Raw genomic sequence first — 16501 nt, 5'->3', positions numbered from 1 at the left:
GCCCTCGCTCGGCGGGACGGACGACCCGGCCGGGGGAGCGGGCGGACCGCTCGGGCAGCCGTCGAGACCGTTCGCCGGGGTCAGCTCGAAGAACCCGGTGTGCAGGCCGGCCGGAAGAGCGGCGGGATCGCACGTCGGGAAGAGCGGGGCGAGCCCCGGTGCCCGGTGCGCGGCGACGGCCAGCTCGACCCAGTTCGAGTGGGAGTAGAAGTCGGCGAGGGCGTGCGTCAAGCCGCCGAAGGCGCTGCGGGCTCCGAAGCCGTTCACGGAGGTGCGGAACTCCGGCGGGCCGGCGGGTTGCGCCCCGGCGATCACGGCGGGAACGAAGAAGTTCCACGCGTCCCGGGCACGGTCGCAGACGTCCGCCGGCCGCGCGGCGTTGTCGAAGTGCCGGAAGGCGTCGCCCTGGAACAGGTCGCTCCCTTCGTTTCCGGTGCCGGTGAGAAGGCTTCCGGTGATCTCGGCGAGTGCCAGGTCGTCGACGCCCTCGTCGCCGGTGGCCGGAGGCAGCGCTGCCCGCAGAATCGCCCCGTGGATGTCGGGCGCGAAGGCCAGGGCGTTCGGGGGCATCGACACGGACAGGAATGCGGCGGCGGCAACCGTCACGATCGTCGACAGACCGGGGCGGGGAAGCAGTGTCATGGGTACTCCGCAGTCGTTGGTCGGGGCAGTCGTTGGTCGTGAGCACCGCGCTGCGTCCGGCGATGCCGTTGTTCGTTACCGGTGGTGGCCTCCTCCGAATATCCCCCTCGGCGGCGATCGTCGGCGGGGAATTCGGGATTACTGCAGAGCTTGCCCGGCCGGCACCCCGAACGGCCGCACGAGCACGGCACCCCAGTCCCGCCACGGCGGGCACGGTGGGGGAGGACGGCCGTTCAGGAAGCGGATCGCCGCGTCCTCGAACGCCGCCGACTTGGGCAGGTACGGGTGGGCGACGCGGGCCGGGCACCCGTTTCGCTCGACGTCGAGCCGCCAGTCGTCCGGCATCAGGGGCAGGTCGGTGGCCGAGGCGAGGCTCGATGCTCGCACCGTTGCGGGAAGCGGCTGAGCGAGAACGGATTCCGCGGCGCCCGCCGTGCCGAGCAGTTCCCGCGCGACGGGGGTGTCCGGGTCGAAGTGGAACCGGACCAGGTCGGTGGCCGGTGCGGCGAACCGCAGCAGGTCGCCGAAGACGCGGCCGGGCTCGTTCACGTGCGGTGGGGGATAGCCGGTCGGGGTGCTCGGAAACGGGCCGACCAGCAGCAGAACATCGGCGTCGACCCGCCCGGTGGCGACGGCCTCCCACACCACCCACACGGCGTGCGAATGCGCGGCCACCACCAGCGGACGCGGTAGTGCGGACGCCTGCTCGACGAACAGATCGACCTGCTCGTGGAACGACCGCTGGGTGTCGCTCGGCCCGTAGGGGGCGCCCGTGCGGATCGGGCAGGTCGCGTCCCGCTGCGGCTGCCCGTCGCCCGGTCCGGCATACGAGAAGTAGTACACCTGCTCGCAGCGGTAACCGAGGCGGTGCACGTCCGTCGCGTGGATCGCGCCCCGCCCGGACGCCGAGTTGATTCCCGACAGGATCAACAGTGAACCCGGCTGCGGCGGTCCGGGTTCCGGCTCGTCGTACCCGCGGGTCGCGACGAACGCGAGCGATGCGGCGGCGAGCACCGCGACGAGCGCGGTCAGGACCGCCCCCGGCCGGCGCAGCGCCGGGCGATCCATCGCCCGGATCGCCAGGCCGGTCGCGACGGCCGAGACCGGGACGAGCGGCACGGTCAGGACAGGGACCCGTTCGGCGACGGCACCCAGCGCCAGGATCACCGCGCAGTACGGCAGCATCACCTCGACACGCAGCCCCCGCCGCCAGGTCAGCGCGACGGCCTCGCGCAACCGGGGTCCGCCCTGCCACGGCACCGGGCCGAGCGTGAGCATCAGCCCCCCGACCAGGGCGACGGCCGGCCAGAACAGCCGGGAGTACAGGACGGCGTAGGCGGTGGCGTCGGCGAACGCCGCCAGCAGCACCGGCCCGAACGCGACCGTGTAGAACAGGGCCGCGAAGCGCAGGCGGCGGATGTCGAGGCCGCCCAGCAGCCACGCCATGAGTGCGACCCGGGCTGCGGACACCGCGGCGAGCAACGCCAGGAACACCGGCCACGACGGCGCCCGCGACAGCAGGAGCCGCAGGTCGGCGAACTGGTCCAGCGGGGGCAACGCCACCAGGTGGATCAGTCCCGGCCACGTCGGGACCGCGTTCGTCACCGCGAGCAGCACGACGAGTGCCGCCGCGGCCGCGAGCGGCCACCAGCGCGTCCACCGTCCCTCTCGCACTCGCGGCCTCCCGTCGCCGACTGCCTCGAATCTAGGGGGTGCGCCGGTGCCCGGCGCCCGATTCCTCCGGGTCCCGGTGTACTTTGCTGAGCGAACGAGTAGCGAGTGCTGGGGGTGTGGTGTGGCGCGGGTGATCGCGACGATCAATCTGAAGGGCGGCGTCGGCAAGACCACGACGACGGCCGCCCTGGCGGAGTTCATGTCCGCCGAGTTCGGGCAGCGGGTGCTGCTGATCGACCTGGACCCGCAGACCAACCTCACGACGATGATGATCGGGGAGGAGCGCTGGCAGGAGCTGAATCAGCTCGACCGCACCGTCGCCACGCTGTTCCGCGGCGCCGTCGATCCCGACGCCGCCGCCTTCGACATCGAGAAGGCCCTTCAGCGCGACGTCTCACCCGTGCGCGCCGTCAAGAACGTCGACCTGCTCGCCTCGTCGCTGGATCTGATGGACATCCAGGAGGGACTGAGCCACCAGCAGTACGCCGACCCGAAGTCCACCCGGCCCCTCGAGGTGCTGCTGCACGCGATCACCCCGATCGCCGACCGGTACGACTACATCCTCGTCGACTGCCCGCCCAACCTCGGCATGCTCACCCAGAACGGCCTGCGGCTCGCGAACGGCTACCTCATCCCCACCATCCCGGACATCCTGTCGACCTACGGGATTCCGCAGCTGCAGACCCGGGTCCGGGCCTTCGCCGAGCGGACGGGGCATCCCATCCGCGAGATCGGCCTCGTCATCACCAAGTACCGGAGTGCGTCGAACCTGCACCGCAGCATCATCGAACAGTTGCAGCGCGACGACCGGATCGCCAATGTCGTCCCGGCGTGGATCCCCGAGGCCAACCAGATCGCGCAGTCGGCGGAGTTCGTCCCGTACGGCACCCTCAAACGCAAGTACGGCAACTCCGGGCAGTTCGACGCGCTGCGCATGCTGACCGAGGACGTCCTGATGAACGCGCAGGTGCTGCTGTGACCGACACCGTCGACCGCGACGAGGCCCGCCTCCGATTGCAGATCGGGGAGGCGAGCGCCGCGCTGCTGCGGCTGCAGGGATCGAGTCCCGCCGCCGCGACCGCCCTGGTGCGGCTGGTGCAGGTGATCGCCGACGAAGCCGCCCGCACCCCGCGGTTCGCGCACGCCCTGACCTCGGCACTCACCGCGACGGGGGAGGCGACGCCGCCCGCTGCCCCGGCACCGCGGAAGGCCCCCGCCGCTCGGCGCGGCACACGCGCCCCGGGACCGTTCGACCCGTTCGCCGCGTTCCGCGAGGGCGGCGAGGCCGGCCTGCGCGCGCAGCTGGCACCGCTGGACGTCGAGCAGCTCAAGGACATCGTCGCCGAGCATGCGATGGACTACGACCGCCTCGCCATGCGCTGGCGCACGCCGAAGAAGTTGCAGGACAGGATCGTCGAGCGGGTCAAGGCGCTCACGACGAAGGGCGACGCCTTCCGCTGACGGAGAGCCCGGTGAGGCAGCGGTGACCGCACTGCGGCCCACGTGCTGCCCGGATTCCTCGGCGCGTGGACCGCACGGCTCCTCGCCGGCGACTACCTGCTGCCCGGGAGCGCTCGCGTGTTCTCCAACTACGTCCGTCCACACCGTGACCTACGGTGGCCCGGGACAGTGCCGCGGTCACAGTCTGCACGTGGGACCGGAGCTGTCACGGCCGTAACGGCCGATTCTCCGGTAGGCCTGCAGAGTGCCGTCGAGAGCGACGTCGACCCGGTAGAGCGCGAGCCGGTCCGCCGAGGAAGGGATCCGACGGTCCTCGAGGACTTCCACCTCGACGATCCAGCTCTCCTCGCTCGGCTCCACCGAGGTGGCTGCCAGCGGTCGTGCAGTGGTCAGCTCGGCCAGGTAGCGGGCGGCCGAGGCGGCGGCGCTCGCCGCCGTCAGCTCCTCCGTGTCCGGAGGACGATCGTCGGTATCGGCGGGACCGGGGTCGCTCATGATCGACCACTCCTCCCTCGTCGTGTGGTCCCCATGATCCTCCCGTCGGGGACGGTCCGGTTCGGATTCGTCGATCGGGGTTCCGAGGACGGCGACAACGTTGCAGTATCGACAGTGCAGAAGCTTCGGGGGTTCGACCGTAGGACGCACAGCCGGCGGTCCGCGCGCCGCTGCACCGCGAGGTCCGTAGGTGGAGGAGAGTCGGCGATGTCGGTGATGAGCCTGCCCGAGGCGTTGTTCGTCCTGCTGGAGACGCCGTCGCGGCCGATGCACCTCGGTGCCCTGGCGCTGTTCGATCCGCCGCCCGACGCGGAGGAGAACGCGGCCCGGCGGTTGATCGAGCAGATGTGCGCCTGCGCCGACGTGGCGGAGGCGCTGCGCCGACGCCCGATCCGGCCCGTTCGTGGGGCGGGATATCCGTGGTGGACCCGGGTCGGGCAGATCGACCTGGGATACCACGTGCGTCATGCGGCCGTGCCCGGCAGTGGGTCGACGGCAGACCTGCTGGCACTCGTCTCGCAGATCCACGAGATCCCGCTCGCCCCGCAGCATCCGATGTGGGAGGTGCACCTGATCGAAGGTCTCGACGACGGCCGCCTGGCCGTGTATGCCAAGGTCCATCTGTCCCTCGCCGACGGGCCGGCCGGACTGCGCATGCTCTTCCGCAGCCTGTCGAGCGATCCGGACGCCCGTGACTGCCCGCCACCGTGGAACCCCGATGCGGCGGCGGCTGCACCCCTGCACCGCTCGATTGCCGGGACGCTGCTGGGCTCCGGGATGCGAGCCGGCCGCGAACTCGTGTCGATGGCGCCGGCCCTGGCCCGGTTCACCGCCGAAGGGCTGCGCAGGCACGAATTGACGCTGCCCCTGCAGAGCCCACCGACGATGTTCAACATGGACGGCGGCCGGGCCCGGACGCTGGCGATCCGTTCGTGGCCGATTGCGCGTCTGCGCACGGTTGCCGCCGCGACAGGCGCGAGCGTCGACGCCGTCGTACTGGGTATGTGCGCCGGCGCCCTGCGCGCCTACCTACACGATCGGTACGCCCTGCCGGACACACCGCTCACGGCGTTGCTGCCGGTGCCGCTCGACCTCGGGCAGGCTGCGGTCGGGCCGGGAGGCCACGAACCCGGCTCGGGAGCGATGGTGGTCGAGCTGGCCACCGACGAACCGGACCCGGCGGCGCGCCTGGCCCGCATCGCCGCGGCACTCACCCACACCGATCGAATGGTCGGCGCGCTCAGCCGCACCCAGTTCCTGGTGCTGAGCGCACTGGCGCTCAGCCCTCTCGCGCTCGAACCCGTGCGCCGGTTCACCGCTGAGATCCCGCCCCCGTTCAACGTGCTCATCTCCTACCTGCCCGGTCCGGCCCGTCCCCGGTACTGGAACGGCGCACGCCTCAGCGGCGTCTATCCGGTGCCGGCGCTGTTCCCCGGACAGGGATTGAGCATCACCCTCACCGGCACCGACGGCCGGCTCGACCTCGGTGTCGTCGGCGACCGGCACGCCGCTCCCCATCTCGATCGGCTCGTCTGCCTGCTCGACGAATCGCTGGGGGACCTCGAGCGCGCAGTATGCACCGCCAGGCGATAGCGCCACGCTCGTGCGGCCCAGGCCCGACCGGCACGTGCTCCCCGCCCAGCGACCCAACCGACGAAGATCGTCGGTCACCGCCCGACTGCGACTCGGGCATCAGCCGACAGGGCAGATGGAGGGCTTCGCCTTGTGACTCTTCGGGTACCGCCCGTGCGAACCGATTGACAATCACGTGGATTGCGCGACCGTCCGCCGATCCCGCAGTCCAGCTGCGCGGCCGAGGGGGGCGGTCAGGCCGTTCGGGTCCGTCGATCCACTTCCTTCTCGACGGCGACGGCGAGGTCGTGGACGACCCTGGAGTGCCATTGCTTGTGCGCCGCGAGGTCCGCGGCGAGCGCATGGCAGTCCGGGCATTCCTGTGCGGCGCTGTTCTGCTGGGTGTGCTCCATGGTGTTGCACCTCCTGGAAGGGATATCCGCCTCCACCGTGGCACGGATGCGGAACGTAGTCCACGATTGCGGGCCCGCGGATCGGGTGGGCGCCGGCGCTCGCACCCTCGAGTGCGTGCTTGCAGCCGTTGTGGTGGGACCGAGGGGGTGCACGGTGCACACTACGGGTGCAGGCTCCCGGGGACGGGCAGCGGATACCGTGACGTCCGTGAAGACGGTAGGGGTCGACCTCGCGGCCGAGCCGGCGAAGACGGCGGTCGCCACCGTCGTCTGGGAGCACGGCACCGCGACGGTGCGGGAGTTGCGGCTCGGCGCGACCGACCCGGAGATCGTGACCGCGATCGCCGCGGCGGACGGCAGTGGGATCGACGCGCCCTTCGGGTGGCCCGACGCGTTCGTGGACTTCGTCGGCGCGCACCACCGCCTCGAATACTCGCGCGAACGCGCCCTGAGCAGCCGAACCGGACGCCTCCCGCTGGTGCGGCGGTTGACCGACCGCGTGGTGCATGCCGGGACGGGAATCGTCCCGCTGAGCGTGTCCGCGGATCTCATCGCCCATGTGGCGCTCCGGTGTGCGGGTCTGCTCGCGGAACTCGATGCCGTCGGGGTGGATGTCGACCGCGTCGACGGAACGGTGGTCGAGGTGTATCCCGCTGCTGCGCTGCAGGGCTGGGGCCTGCCGTTCAAGGGGTACAAGAGCGCGAAGAACCGCGAGGCGCGGGCCGCATCGGTGGCCGCACTGGAGCGATCCCTGCCGGGACTGAGGCTCGGCGGCTTCCGGGACCTCTGTGTGGCCTCCGACGACGCGTTCGATGCGGTGGTCGCCGGTCTCGTTGCCCGAGCGGCAGCGCTCGGAAGAACCGCCCGGCCCGATGCGGCGCAGCGCGCCGTCGCGGTCCGGGAGGGGTGGATCCATCTGCCGCTGTGCGGAATCCGCGAACTGCTCTGAGGACACAGTCCGGACGCTCAGCGGCGCTCGCCCCCCGCCGCTACCCTGCACGCAACGAGAGGAGCCGCATGGACCCGGTGATCCGGATATCGGACGAGGTGCGCGACGCCGTCGCAGCCCGTCGGCCGGTGGTGGCCCTGGAATCGACGATCTTCACCCACGGCCTGCCGCGTCCCCGCAACCTGGAGGTGGCGCTCGAGGCGGAGTCGCGGTTGCGGGAGGCGGACGTCGTCCCCGCCACCGTCGGCGTGCTCCGCGGCGTCCCCACGGTGGGGTTGTCCACCGACGAGATCACCGACCTCGCGACGGCGGAGACGGTGACGAAACTGAGTGTGCGCGACCTGCCGATCGCCGTGGCGCGACGACTGTCCGGCGGCACCACCGTTGCCGCCACGGCGCTGCTCGCACACCGCGCCGGTGTCGAGGTCTTCGCGACGGGCGGGCTGGGCGGCGTGCACCGCGGCGCGCAGAGCACCTTCGACGAGTCCGCCGACCTGGTCGCCCTGTCCACCGTGCCGATCCTCGTCGTCAGTGCCGGCGTCAAGTCGATCCTCGACATCCCGGCCACGCTCGAACGGCTCGAGACCCTGAGCATCCCCGTCGTCGGCTACCGCACGACGAGCTTTCCCGGCTTCTACATCCGCGACAGCGGCTGCCCGCTCGAGTATTCCGTCGACTCCCCGGCCGAGGTCGCCGATCTGGTCCGTGCCCGGGACGCACTCGGACTGAAAGCCGCTGTTCTGCTTGCGAATCCGGTCTCGGAGGACGCCCAGCTCGACCCCGGCCTGCATGCGCGGGTGCTGCACGAGGCCGAGGAGCGGGCCGCGGCCGCCGGGGTCGCCGGCAAGGACACGACGCCGTTCCTGCTCGACCACTTCCACCGCGCGACCGGCGGTCGCAGCCTGGACGTCAATGTCGAGGTGTATCGGGGCAATGTCGCGCTCGGCGGTGCCGTCGCCAGGGCGCGCGCCGGCGGTCCGACCTGACGACCGCCGCAGCGGTGCATCTTTTGGGCTGCGGTGGCCGCCCAAAAGATGCACCGCAGCAACGTCACGCAGTGCGAGCCGGGGCGGTGGACTTCAGCTTCTTGTGCAGCTTCGCGACCGAGGTCCGGTACGAGCCGGGATCGGCCGGAAGCAACCACTGGCGGAACCGGGTCAGCGGCCCGACGTTCACCCCGATCTCGTCGAGGACCTCGTCGACGTGCCGCAGCGAGAACGGGATGATGTTCGTGCCCCGGGCGTGTTTGCCCCCGGTCCGCTCGATCATCCAATCGAGTCTCTTCCTGGTGAAGGCGCGGCGCGCCTCGAGCGAGGGCAGCTCGCTGCCTCCTTTGAGGAAGCTGACGACCCACATCGCGGCAGCTTCCGCGCTGAGCGGACTGAACAGCGACGAACCGTAGCCGACGAAGAACAGCCGGGGAACGTCGAGGGGCATGATCTGGCGGTACAGCTCGAAGTTGCCGTTGCCGTCGGTGACACGCCGCTGCAGGTCCTCGCGGAGGAACGGAACCCGCTGGGTGAATCCGGTGGCACAGACGACGACGTCCGCCGAGCGCACCGTGCCGTCGGACAGTTCCACGGTGGGCCGGCCGTCCTTGTCGTAGAGCCCGACGATCGTGGTTCCGCGACGGAGGTCGATGACGCCGTCGCGGATCTTCTCGTAGAAGTTCTCGGTGGCCAGGCCCACCGCGTGCCGCACGATCCGTTCGAACGACCCCTCCGGCAGCAGTCCGAGCTCCCCGAGGAGGAGCTGGCGCTTGGTGACGGCTTCCACCGTGCCGAGCAACGCGTTGCGCAGGAACCGGCCCGAGCCGGTGAGGAACCGACCGAAGCCGCGTTGGTCGAGGTGCTCGAACAGGCCCTCGCTGAGGCGGGTGAGCAGGATGTACTTGTAGTTGACCACGCCGGCGAGCTTGCGCGGCATCTTCCAGGTGACTTCCCGCGCCACCACGGTCGTCGACCGCGCGGCTTCGCTCAGCGCTTCGGCGATGTCGCAGGCCGACTTGCCGTATCCGACCACCACGATGTCCTTGCCTGCGGCGTCGTTGAGGTCGTGGAAGTCCGACGCGGCGCACACGCGGCCACCCGCCTGGGCGAAGTCCTCGAGGCCCGGATACTCGGGCACGAAGGGGTCGCAGAAGATGCCGTTGGCGACGATCAACTGGTCGAACCGGGATTCGGTGACCGCGCCGGTGCCGGTCTCGCGCACCGTCAACGTCCAGCTGCCGGCATTCTCGTCGAGGTCTGCGGACACCACTTGGCAGCCGAGCCGGATGTAGCGGTCGAGCCCGAAGTGCCGGGCATAGTCGGCCAGGTACCGCTGGACCTGCTCGCCGGTCGGCCACTCGGGGTAGTGCGACGGCATCGGGAAGTCGGAGAAGGCGTAGGTGCCCTTGTTGTTCTGGGTCGTGACGCCCGGGTATCTCCGGGTTCGGCTCCACACGCCGCCCACGTCGGGGGTGGAGTCGAAGACCGTGACGTCGAAGCCGAACTCCGTGAGCAGTTTTGCAGAGCACAGTCCGGCAACGCCGGCGCCGATGATGGCGATGTTCATGGGTTCTCCAGCCGGATTGGTGGAAGGGGTGGGCCGGTACGGGCGCCGGCCCTTCGCCGTGTCAGTTCCCGACTCGAGTGCGCAGATCGAGTGCGACGTCGGTGATCATGTCTTCCTGTCCGCCGACCAGGCCGCGCCGGCCGACCTCGACGAGGATGGCGCGGGTGTCGAGGCCGTAGGTCCGGGCGGCGGTCTCGGCATGCCGCAGGAAACTCGAGTAGACCCCGGCATATCCGAGGGTGAGCGTTTCCCGGTCGACCTGGACAGGGCGGTCCTGCAACGGCCGGACCAGGTCGTCGGCGGCGTCCTGCAGCCCGAACAGGTCGCAGGAGTGCTTCCAGCCGTGCAGGTCCGCCACCGCGACGAACGGCTCGATCGGGCAGTTGCCGGCGCCGGCACCCTGCCCGGCGAGGGAGGCATCGACCCGGATCACGCCTTCCTCCACCGCGGTCACCGAATTCGCCACGGCCAGCGACAGATTCTGGTGTGCGTGGATCCCGATCTGGGTGTGCTCGTCGAGGAGGTCGCGGTAGGCCCGGACCCGCTCTCGCACCCCGTCCATGGTCAGCCGGCCCCCGGAGTCGGTGACGTATACGCAGTCCGCGCCGTACGACTCCATCAGCTTGGCCTGGCGGGCCAGGTGCTCTGCGGGGGCCATGTGGGACATCATCAGGAATCCGGAGACATCCATGCCCAGTTCCTTGGCCGTGGCGATGTGCTGGGCGGAGACGTCGGCCTCGGTGCAGTGGGTGGCCACCCGCACCGAGCGCACGCCGAGTCGATACGCCCGTTTCAGCTCGTGGATCGTGCCGATCCCCGGCAGCAGCAGGGTGGTGAGCCTGGCGGAGTGGATGGCCGACGCCGCGGCCTCGAGCCAGTCCCAGTCGGTGTTGCTTCCGGGGCCGTAGGTCAGCGACGCACCGGCGAGCCCGTCTCCGTGGGAGACCTCGATCGCATCGACCCCGGCCGCGTCCAGTGCGCCGGCGATGCGGGCGACGTCCTCGGGGGTGATGCGGTGCCGGATCGCGTGCATGCCGTCGCGCAGTGTCACGTCCTGGATGTACAGGGCCGCACCGCCGTTCGTGGTCGCTCGGGTGCCTGTGCTCATGCCGGTACCTGTGCTTTCCGTGTCGCGATCGCGCGGGCGGCCTGCAGCGCGGCGGAGGTCATGATGTCGAGGTTGCCGGCGTAGTCGGGCAGATAGTGCGCGGCACCTTTGACCTCGAGGAACACCGCCACCTTCCACAGCGGGCCGGTGTGGTCGGTCAGGGTGGTCATCGGCTCGGTCACCTCGGTGAACTGCACCTGCTGCTTGAGTCGGTACCCGGGCACGTAGGCGGCGACCGTGGCGACCATCGCCTCGACCGAAGCGACGATTTCGTCGCGGCGGTCCTCACCGACGAGGGCGAGCACGGTGTCGCGCATGATCATCGGGGGCTCGGCTGGGTTCAGGATGATGATCGCCTTGCCCCGGGCCGCGCCGCCGACCTGCTCGATCGCCGCGGCGGTGGTCTCGGTGAACTCGTCGATGTTGGCGCGGGTGCCCGGGCCGGCCGACTTCGACGCGATCGAGGCCACGATCTCGGCCCAGTGCACCGGGGTGACGCGCGAGACGGCGGCGACGATCGGGATCGTGGCCTGCCCGCCGCAGGTGACCATGTTGATGTTCGGCGCGTCGAGGTGGGTGTCGAGGTTCACCGAGGGCACCACGTACGGGCCGAGCGCAGCCGGGGTCAGGTCGATCAGCCGCTTGCCGTACGGGCGGAGCACGGTCTCGTTGTGTTCGTGCGCCTTGGCCGACGTCGCGTCGAAGACGATGTCGATCTCCTCGAAGCGCGGGTGGTCGATGAGGCCCTGCACTCCGGTGGCGATCGCCTCGATTCCGAGTCGCTTCGCCCGGGCGAGGCCGTCGGAGGCGGAGTCGATGCCCACCAGCGCGACCGTTTCGAGTTCCCCGGTGGCCAATCGTTTGATCTTGATCAGCAGGTCGGTGCCGATGTTGCCGGAGCCGATGATGGCGACCTTGACGCTCATGCGGGCGCTCCCGGGGTGAAGGTGACCGAGACGCAGCCAAGTCCGCCGATAGAGGCCGAGTAGGTGCTGCCGGCGCTGACCGTCGCCATCGGCCCCAGCGCTCCGGACAGCACGACCTCACCGGCCTGCAGTGGCGCGCCGAGTGAGCGGGAGACATTCGCCAGCCAGGCGAGAGCCGCCCAGGGGCTGCCCAGGCAGTCCGCGCCCGTCCCCGTCGAAACCACGGTGCCGTTCTCGGTCATCGACATCCGGACCGCCGCCAGGTCCGGTAACTCGCCGGGCGGAATGCGGTCGCCGAGGACGTACAGACCGGAGGAGGCGTTGTCGGCGATCGTGTCACCGAGGGTGATGTCCCATCCCGCGATCCGGGAATCGACGATCTCCAGCGCGGGCGCGCCGGCCTCCACGAAGCCGCGGACGGTGACCTCGTCGACGGGCACGTCGATGTCCGTGCCCAGCACGAACGCGACCTCGGCCTCCACCTTGGGCTGCAGCAACCGGGTGGCCTCGACGGGCCGCCCGGCGGAGCAGTCCATGTCGGCGAACAGCACCCCGAAGTCGGGCTGGTCGACGCCGAGTTGCGCCTGTACCGCGGCGGAGGTCAGGCCGATCTTGCGGCCTGAGAGGATCCGTCCCGCATCGACGAACTCGGCGACGATGCGGGACTGGACCGCGTAGGCGGTGTCGATGTCGGCGGTGCCGATCAGCTCGCGCACCGGCGCACACGGGGTGCGGTCGCGTTCGGCGGTCCGGAGCCGGGCGGCGGCCTGCGCGATGCAGCCGGTCCTGCGAGTGTTTGCGATCTTCTCGATCGTTTCCAGGGTGGCGGTGCGGCCCGACATCAGACGCCTGCCTCGGCGCAGACCCGTGCCTCGCGGAGGAACTGGTCGACGAGGTAGTGGAAGCGGGCCGCGTGCTCGATCTGCGTCCAGTGCCCGCACCGGCCGAACGCGTGCAACTGCGCGTTCGGGATGGTGTGGAACATGTGCAGGGAGGCGTCGAGCGGCACGACCCGGTCCTCCCGGCCGTGCAGGATGAGCACCTCGTGGGCGATCGCGGCGAGTTGTTCGTCGGGGACGATCTGGGCGTCGAGCCACCGCTGGCGCGGGGGCGGGAAGACCTTCTCGAACGCCTCCTGGGCGCCGGGACGGATCGTCGCCTGATACCGCAGTTCGGCCAGTTCGTCGGTCACCAGCGACCGGTCATAGGCCATGATGTCCATGATCTTCTTCATGTTTTCCACCGACGGGGTGTATCCCCACAGGGCGTCGAGTTCGTCGGTGAATTCGATCTGCACCCCGCCTGCGCCCATCAGCACGATCCGGTCGAGCCGGTCGGGATGCCTGGTGGCCAGGTTCAGTGCCAGGCCTCCACCGAACGAGTTGCCTACCACGTGCGCCTTGTCGATCCCGAGGCCGTCGAGCAGGGCGAGCACCTGGTCGATCCAGGTGTCGAAGATGGAGAAGTGCACCGGGTCGGGCAGTGAGGTGTATCCGAACCCGACGAGATCCGGGGCGATCACCCGGAAGTTCTCCGCCAGCACGGGAATGAGCCCGCGCCAGTTCGCCCAGGCCGAGACGCCCGCGCCCGAGCCGTGGAGCAGCAGTACCGGCTCGCCGGAGCCGACATCGTGGTAGTTGGTCTCGAAGGTGCCGGTGCGCATGCTCTGCGCGATTTCCGGGTTGGGGGTGTTCGTCATGGTTCTTCCGTTCAGCTCGACAGGGCGGCGACGGCCCCGGACAGCAGTTCGTCCTGGATCAGGCTCGGTGAGGGGTAGGCGTGCTTGCTGTGGCTGAGCCCGGTCTGGACAAGCAGTTCGCACATCTTGTAGGCGATGACGCCGGGGTTGAGGACCGGTACTTCGAGTACCTTCTCGAGGTACGCGTGACTCTGGTGCATGGTCGTCGAGCCGAGGATGATGACGTCCGCACCGTCCTCGTCGATTGCTGCGCGGGCCTGCCGCTCGAGCGCCTCGAAGACGAAGTCCTCCTTGCCCGCCAGCAGCTCCGCGGTGTTCGGCGGGACACCGATGTCGCGGACCGAGGCGAGCTTGGCGGTCAGCCCGTGCTCGCGCGCCGCCTTGTGGTAGAGCTCGTGCCACTGCGGCCACATGGTGATCACCGAAAACTTCTTGCCCAGCAGGCTTGCGAGCAGCATCGAGGCCTGGCTCGGGGCCACCACCGGGATGGCCAGCCGGGAACGCAGCGCCGCCAGCGCCGAGTCGCTCATCGAGTTGACGCACACGGCGGCGTAACCCTGTTCCTCGGCGCGGCATCCCGCCTCGAGCACGAACGCATCTGCCAGGGTCGTCTCGTAGGCGCTGTCGAGGGTGGTGCCGCCGGCGCGGGCGCAGACGAAGACGTTCTCGAAGCCGGGATGCACCACGGATGTGGGGATCTGGGCGGCGAAGGCCTCGAGGGCTTCCGGTGGGACGGGAACGGGGACGATGTTGAGAATCCTGTTCACAGGTCGAGTTCCTCTCGGGTGCGGGTAAGGGTGTCGACTACCGCGTAGACGACCGCGCGGGTAGCGGTCATGACGTCGTTGATCGAGGCGACGCCCATGCCGCCGAGGCCCTCGTTCAGTTCGGCCGGAGCGGCAGCGGGAGGCCAGGGGTATCCGATTCGGGCGCAGGGTATTCCGAGCCGTCGGATGAGGGTGCCGTCGGTCTGGCCGCCGAGCAGAGGGGTCGTCTCGTAGGGGCGGCCTTCGACCTCCTCCCAGCCGCGGCGGCACGACTGGATGATCCAGTTGTCCGGGTCGGTCATGCCGCCCGGCAGGGATCCGTACATCTCCCAGTCCAGTTCGATGTCGGGGTGGGCGCCGCGGATCCGGTCGACGAGCTGGGCGAACTGGTGCCGCACGTCGGCGGGACTGGTGCGCGGGTTGACTCGCACGTCGAGGTAGATCTCGGTGGTCGCGGACGGGAAGGCCGGCTTGTCGGGGTCGCCGGACCGGACCGCCGAGATCCATCCCTCCGGGAGGGTCGTGCCGGAGGTGTTGCGGGCGGTGTACTCGGGCAGCCACGCCTCGATCTCCTGGATCACCGTGGCGGCGGGCACGATCGAGGAGCGGAATCCCGGTGTGCCCCGGCTGATTCCCGCGTAGCCGAAGGTGCCGCGCACCGATACCTTGAACCAGCACATGCCGGGCTCTTCCGGGTAGACCGCCCACCACGGCTTGAACACCACCGCGTGGTCCGGCATCCCCCCGTGGGTGAGCAGGTGGAACACACCACTGCTCATGCCCACGTTGTCGCGTGCGCTCATCGTGACCGGCATTCCGCCGCCGGCGAAGCCGAGGGTGAGGTCGCCGCGCAGGGGCACGCCCGCGTCGACCACCGCGTGGACGACCTCGGTGAGTCCGGCGACCATGCACTTGGGGTTCGAGGCGCCGAGCCCGATGACCAGGTCACCGTCGACGACGGCCCGGGGCAGCATGTCCGGCCGCAACGCGGGGCCCACCCACGGCACGTCGGTTTCGGGGTCGATGTGGGTGTCGATGGGTGCGTAGAGCAGCAGCCTGCTGCCGCCGCCGGTGCCCCGCCGTTCTCCCAGCACGTTGCCGGTGTGTTCGCTCATCGGCTGGTACCGGGCGTCGATGCCGACGGTGTTCGCCAGGTAGTCGGCCATGAATTCCGACGCCTGACGCTCACGTCCGGTGGGGCTGTGAATATTGATCAGGGAGACGAGCAGGTCGCGGAAGCGGTCGGGGTCGAGCCGCTCGCAGACGGCGTCGTACATCGCGCGCCGCTCGGCGTCGAGCGGCACCGCCTGCCGGTGTCCGGTCGAGGTGGTCATGGCAGCTCCTCCGGGAGCGGGCACCGCGTGGCGAGTCCGAACCGGTCGGTCAGGCACGTGGCGAGGCGGACGAGGGACTGGTCGCTGTGGGCGGGCCCGATCAGCTGGATGCCCAGGGGGAGGTGGTCGGTGCCCGTCCCGGTGGGCAGCCCCACCGCGGGGACGCCGGCGGTGCTGGCGAGCTTGTTGAAGATCGGATCCCCGGTGCTCGCGATGCCGGCCGGGGCCCCTCCGGTCGAGGCGAGGGTCAGCAGCACGTCGACGTCGCGATGGGCGTCGTCGACGAAGCGGCGCGCGCGGCGCAACACGATCCGGGCGTTCTGGATCGCGCCGGCCGGGGCGCTGCGGCCGTCGGCCAGGAACCGGGTGAGCTGGTCGCTGATCCGGCCGGGGCGGTCGATCCGGCCGGCCAGCGCGGCGGACGCCTCGGCGGCCATGATCAGCGTGTGCGCCTCGTCGAGGGCCGCGAGGTCCTCGGGCACGGGCATGTCGACGACATCGGCTACCACGTCCCGCAGGGCGTCGACGGTGCGTTCGAGCATCGCCGCGGCCGCCGGGGTGGCCCGGTCGGACCACGGCGGGCGCAGCACCCCGACGCGCAGCGCGGCCGTGGCGGGCAGGTCCCGTTCCGAGCCCGGATCGGCGAGAACCCCGTCGAGGGCCGCGAGATCGCTTGGGTGCCGGGCGAAACCGCCGACGGTGTCGAAGGTGAGCGCCACCGGCAGCACGCCGTCGAACGGCCACCGGCCGTAGGTCGGCTTGAGGGTGAACACCCCGCAGTACGCGCCGGGGCGCAGCACCGATCCCGCGGTCTGGGTTCCGAGCGCCAGCGGCACCTGGCCGTCCGCCACGGCGGCGGCGGACCCGCTCGACGAGCCGCCCGGGGAGTGGGCGGGGTTGTGGGG

The 16501-nt window shown here is 70.5% G+C and carries 17 protein-coding genes; 5 read left to right on the top strand and 12 right to left on the bottom strand.

All coding sequences use genetic code 11. The features are described 5' to 3' along the window. Both G6038_RS27160 and G6038_RS27155 read right to left on the bottom strand, forming a co-directional pair. Positions 1 to 642 (bottom strand): hypothetical protein (locus G6038_RS27160; protein WP_165041532.1); only part of this gene is annotated, 642 nt, incomplete at its 3' end. 138 nt (positions 643 to 780) lie between these two features. Continuing rightward, on the bottom strand, positions 781 to 2316 hold the full coding sequence (locus G6038_RS27155) for a hypothetical protein (RefSeq protein WP_165041530.1): 1536 nt from the start codon (positions 2314 to 2316) through the stop codon (positions 781 to 783). Between the two features lie 121 nt (positions 2317 to 2437). On the opposite strand from G6038_RS27155, the gene G6038_RS27150 reads away from it, so the two are divergent. Both G6038_RS27150 and G6038_RS27145 read left to right on the top strand, forming a co-directional pair. Continuing rightward, positions 2438 to 3295, top strand: a complete 858-nt coding sequence (locus G6038_RS27150; RefSeq protein ID WP_165041528.1) for an AAA family ATPase — start codon at positions 2438 to 2440, stop codon at positions 3293 to 3295. Beyond that, positions 3292 to 3777, top strand: coding sequence for a hypothetical protein (locus tag G6038_RS27145; protein ID WP_165041526.1), 486 nt, complete (start codon positions 3292 to 3294; stop codon positions 3775 to 3777). The genes G6038_RS27150 and G6038_RS27145 overlap by 4 nt, the downstream gene beginning before the upstream one ends. Before the next feature lie 177 nt (positions 3778 to 3954). Here the strand turns inward: G6038_RS27145 and gvpO are convergent, their stop codons facing one another. Next, on the bottom strand, positions 3955 to 4272 hold the full coding sequence (gene gvpO, locus G6038_RS27140; protein ID WP_165041524.1) for a gas vesicle protein GvpO: 318 nt from the start codon (positions 4270 to 4272) through the stop codon (positions 3955 to 3957). 207 nt (positions 4273 to 4479) lie between these two features. On the opposite strand from gvpO, the gene G6038_RS27135 reads away from it, so the two are divergent. Continuing rightward, positions 4480 to 5865: a wax ester/triacylglycerol synthase family O-acyltransferase gene (locus G6038_RS27135; protein ID WP_165041522.1), complete on the top strand. Its 1386-nt coding sequence runs from the start codon at positions 4480 to 4482 to the stop codon at positions 5863 to 5865. A 233-nt stretch (positions 5866 to 6098) separates the two neighbouring features. On the opposite strand, the gene G6038_RS27130 is transcribed toward G6038_RS27135, so the two are convergent. Next, positions 6099 to 6257, bottom strand: a complete 159-nt coding sequence (locus tag G6038_RS27130; protein ID WP_165041520.1) for a hypothetical protein — start codon at positions 6255 to 6257, stop codon at positions 6099 to 6101. Positions 6258 to 6465: 208 nt separating this feature from the next. Between G6038_RS27130 and G6038_RS27125 the strand changes: the two genes are divergently transcribed. Both G6038_RS27125 and G6038_RS27120 read left to right on the top strand, forming a co-directional pair. Continuing rightward, the gene (locus G6038_RS27125) at positions 6466 to 7206 is read left to right on the top strand and encodes a DUF429 domain-containing protein (protein ID WP_165041518.1); all 741 of its coding nucleotides are present in this window, start codon (positions 6466 to 6468) and stop codon (positions 7204 to 7206) included. Between the two features lie 68 nt (positions 7207 to 7274). Beyond that, complete coding sequence (locus tag G6038_RS27120; protein ID WP_165041516.1) at positions 7275 to 8192, top strand: pseudouridine-5'-phosphate glycosidase; 918 nt, start codon at positions 7275 to 7277, stop codon at positions 8190 to 8192. A 64-nt stretch (positions 8193 to 8256) separates the two neighbouring features. Here the strand turns inward: G6038_RS27120 and G6038_RS27115 are convergent, their stop codons facing one another. From G6038_RS27115 to G6038_RS27080, 8 genes are all read right to left on the bottom strand, one after another. Continuing rightward, on the bottom strand, positions 8257 to 9762 hold the full coding sequence (locus tag G6038_RS27115) for an NAD(P)/FAD-dependent oxidoreductase (protein ID WP_165041514.1): 1506 nt from the start codon (positions 9760 to 9762) through the stop codon (positions 8257 to 8259). A gap of 61 nt (positions 9763 to 9823) precedes the next feature. Further along, positions 9824 to 10870, bottom strand: a complete 1047-nt coding sequence (gene dmpG, locus G6038_RS27110; protein ID WP_165041512.1) for a 4-hydroxy-2-oxovalerate aldolase — start codon at positions 10868 to 10870, stop codon at positions 9824 to 9826. Further along, the gene (locus tag G6038_RS27105) at positions 10867 to 11796 is read right to left on the bottom strand and encodes an acetaldehyde dehydrogenase (acetylating) (RefSeq protein ID WP_165041510.1); all 930 of its coding nucleotides are present in this window, start codon (positions 11794 to 11796) and stop codon (positions 10867 to 10869) included. The genes dmpG and G6038_RS27105 overlap by 4 nt, the downstream gene beginning before the upstream one ends. Beyond that, on the bottom strand, positions 11793 to 12638 hold the full coding sequence (locus G6038_RS27100; protein ID WP_165041508.1) for a fumarylacetoacetate hydrolase family protein: 846 nt from the start codon (positions 12636 to 12638) through the stop codon (positions 11793 to 11795). Before G6038_RS27100 ends, G6038_RS27105 begins: the two co-directional genes overlap by 4 nt. Continuing rightward, positions 12638 to 13495 (bottom strand): alpha/beta fold hydrolase, encoded by an 858-nt coding sequence (locus G6038_RS27095; protein WP_165041506.1) that lies wholly within the window; start codon positions 13493 to 13495, stop codon positions 12638 to 12640. Before G6038_RS27095 ends, G6038_RS27100 begins: the two co-directional genes overlap by 1 nt. A gap of 11 nt (positions 13496 to 13506) precedes the next feature. After that, entirely contained in the window at positions 13507 to 14262 is a 756-nt protein-coding gene (locus tag G6038_RS27090) for an aspartate/glutamate racemase family protein (RefSeq protein ID WP_165041504.1), read from the bottom strand. Further along, positions 14259 to 15596 carry an acetylornithine deacetylase gene (locus tag G6038_RS27085; RefSeq protein WP_165041502.1) on the bottom strand — a complete coding sequence of 446 codons (1338 nt, stop codon included), beginning with the start codon at positions 15594 to 15596 and terminating at the stop codon, positions 14259 to 14261. The genes G6038_RS27090 and G6038_RS27085 overlap by 4 nt, the downstream gene beginning before the upstream one ends. Further along, the coding region (locus G6038_RS27080) for an amidase family protein (RefSeq protein WP_165041500.1) at positions 15593 to 16501 on the bottom strand (909 nt) is incomplete at its 5' end. The genes G6038_RS27080 and G6038_RS27085, both read right to left, overlap by 4 nt.

Origin of the sequence: Rhodococcus sp. 14C212, assembly GCF_011058195.1 — a bacterium.
Taxonomy (GTDB): Bacteria; Actinomycetota; Actinomycetes; order Mycobacteriales; family Mycobacteriaceae; genus Rhodococcus; species Rhodococcus aetherivorans.
Note: the sequence above shows the minus strand (reverse complement) of the source record. Positions and strands in the feature narration are given on the sequence as shown.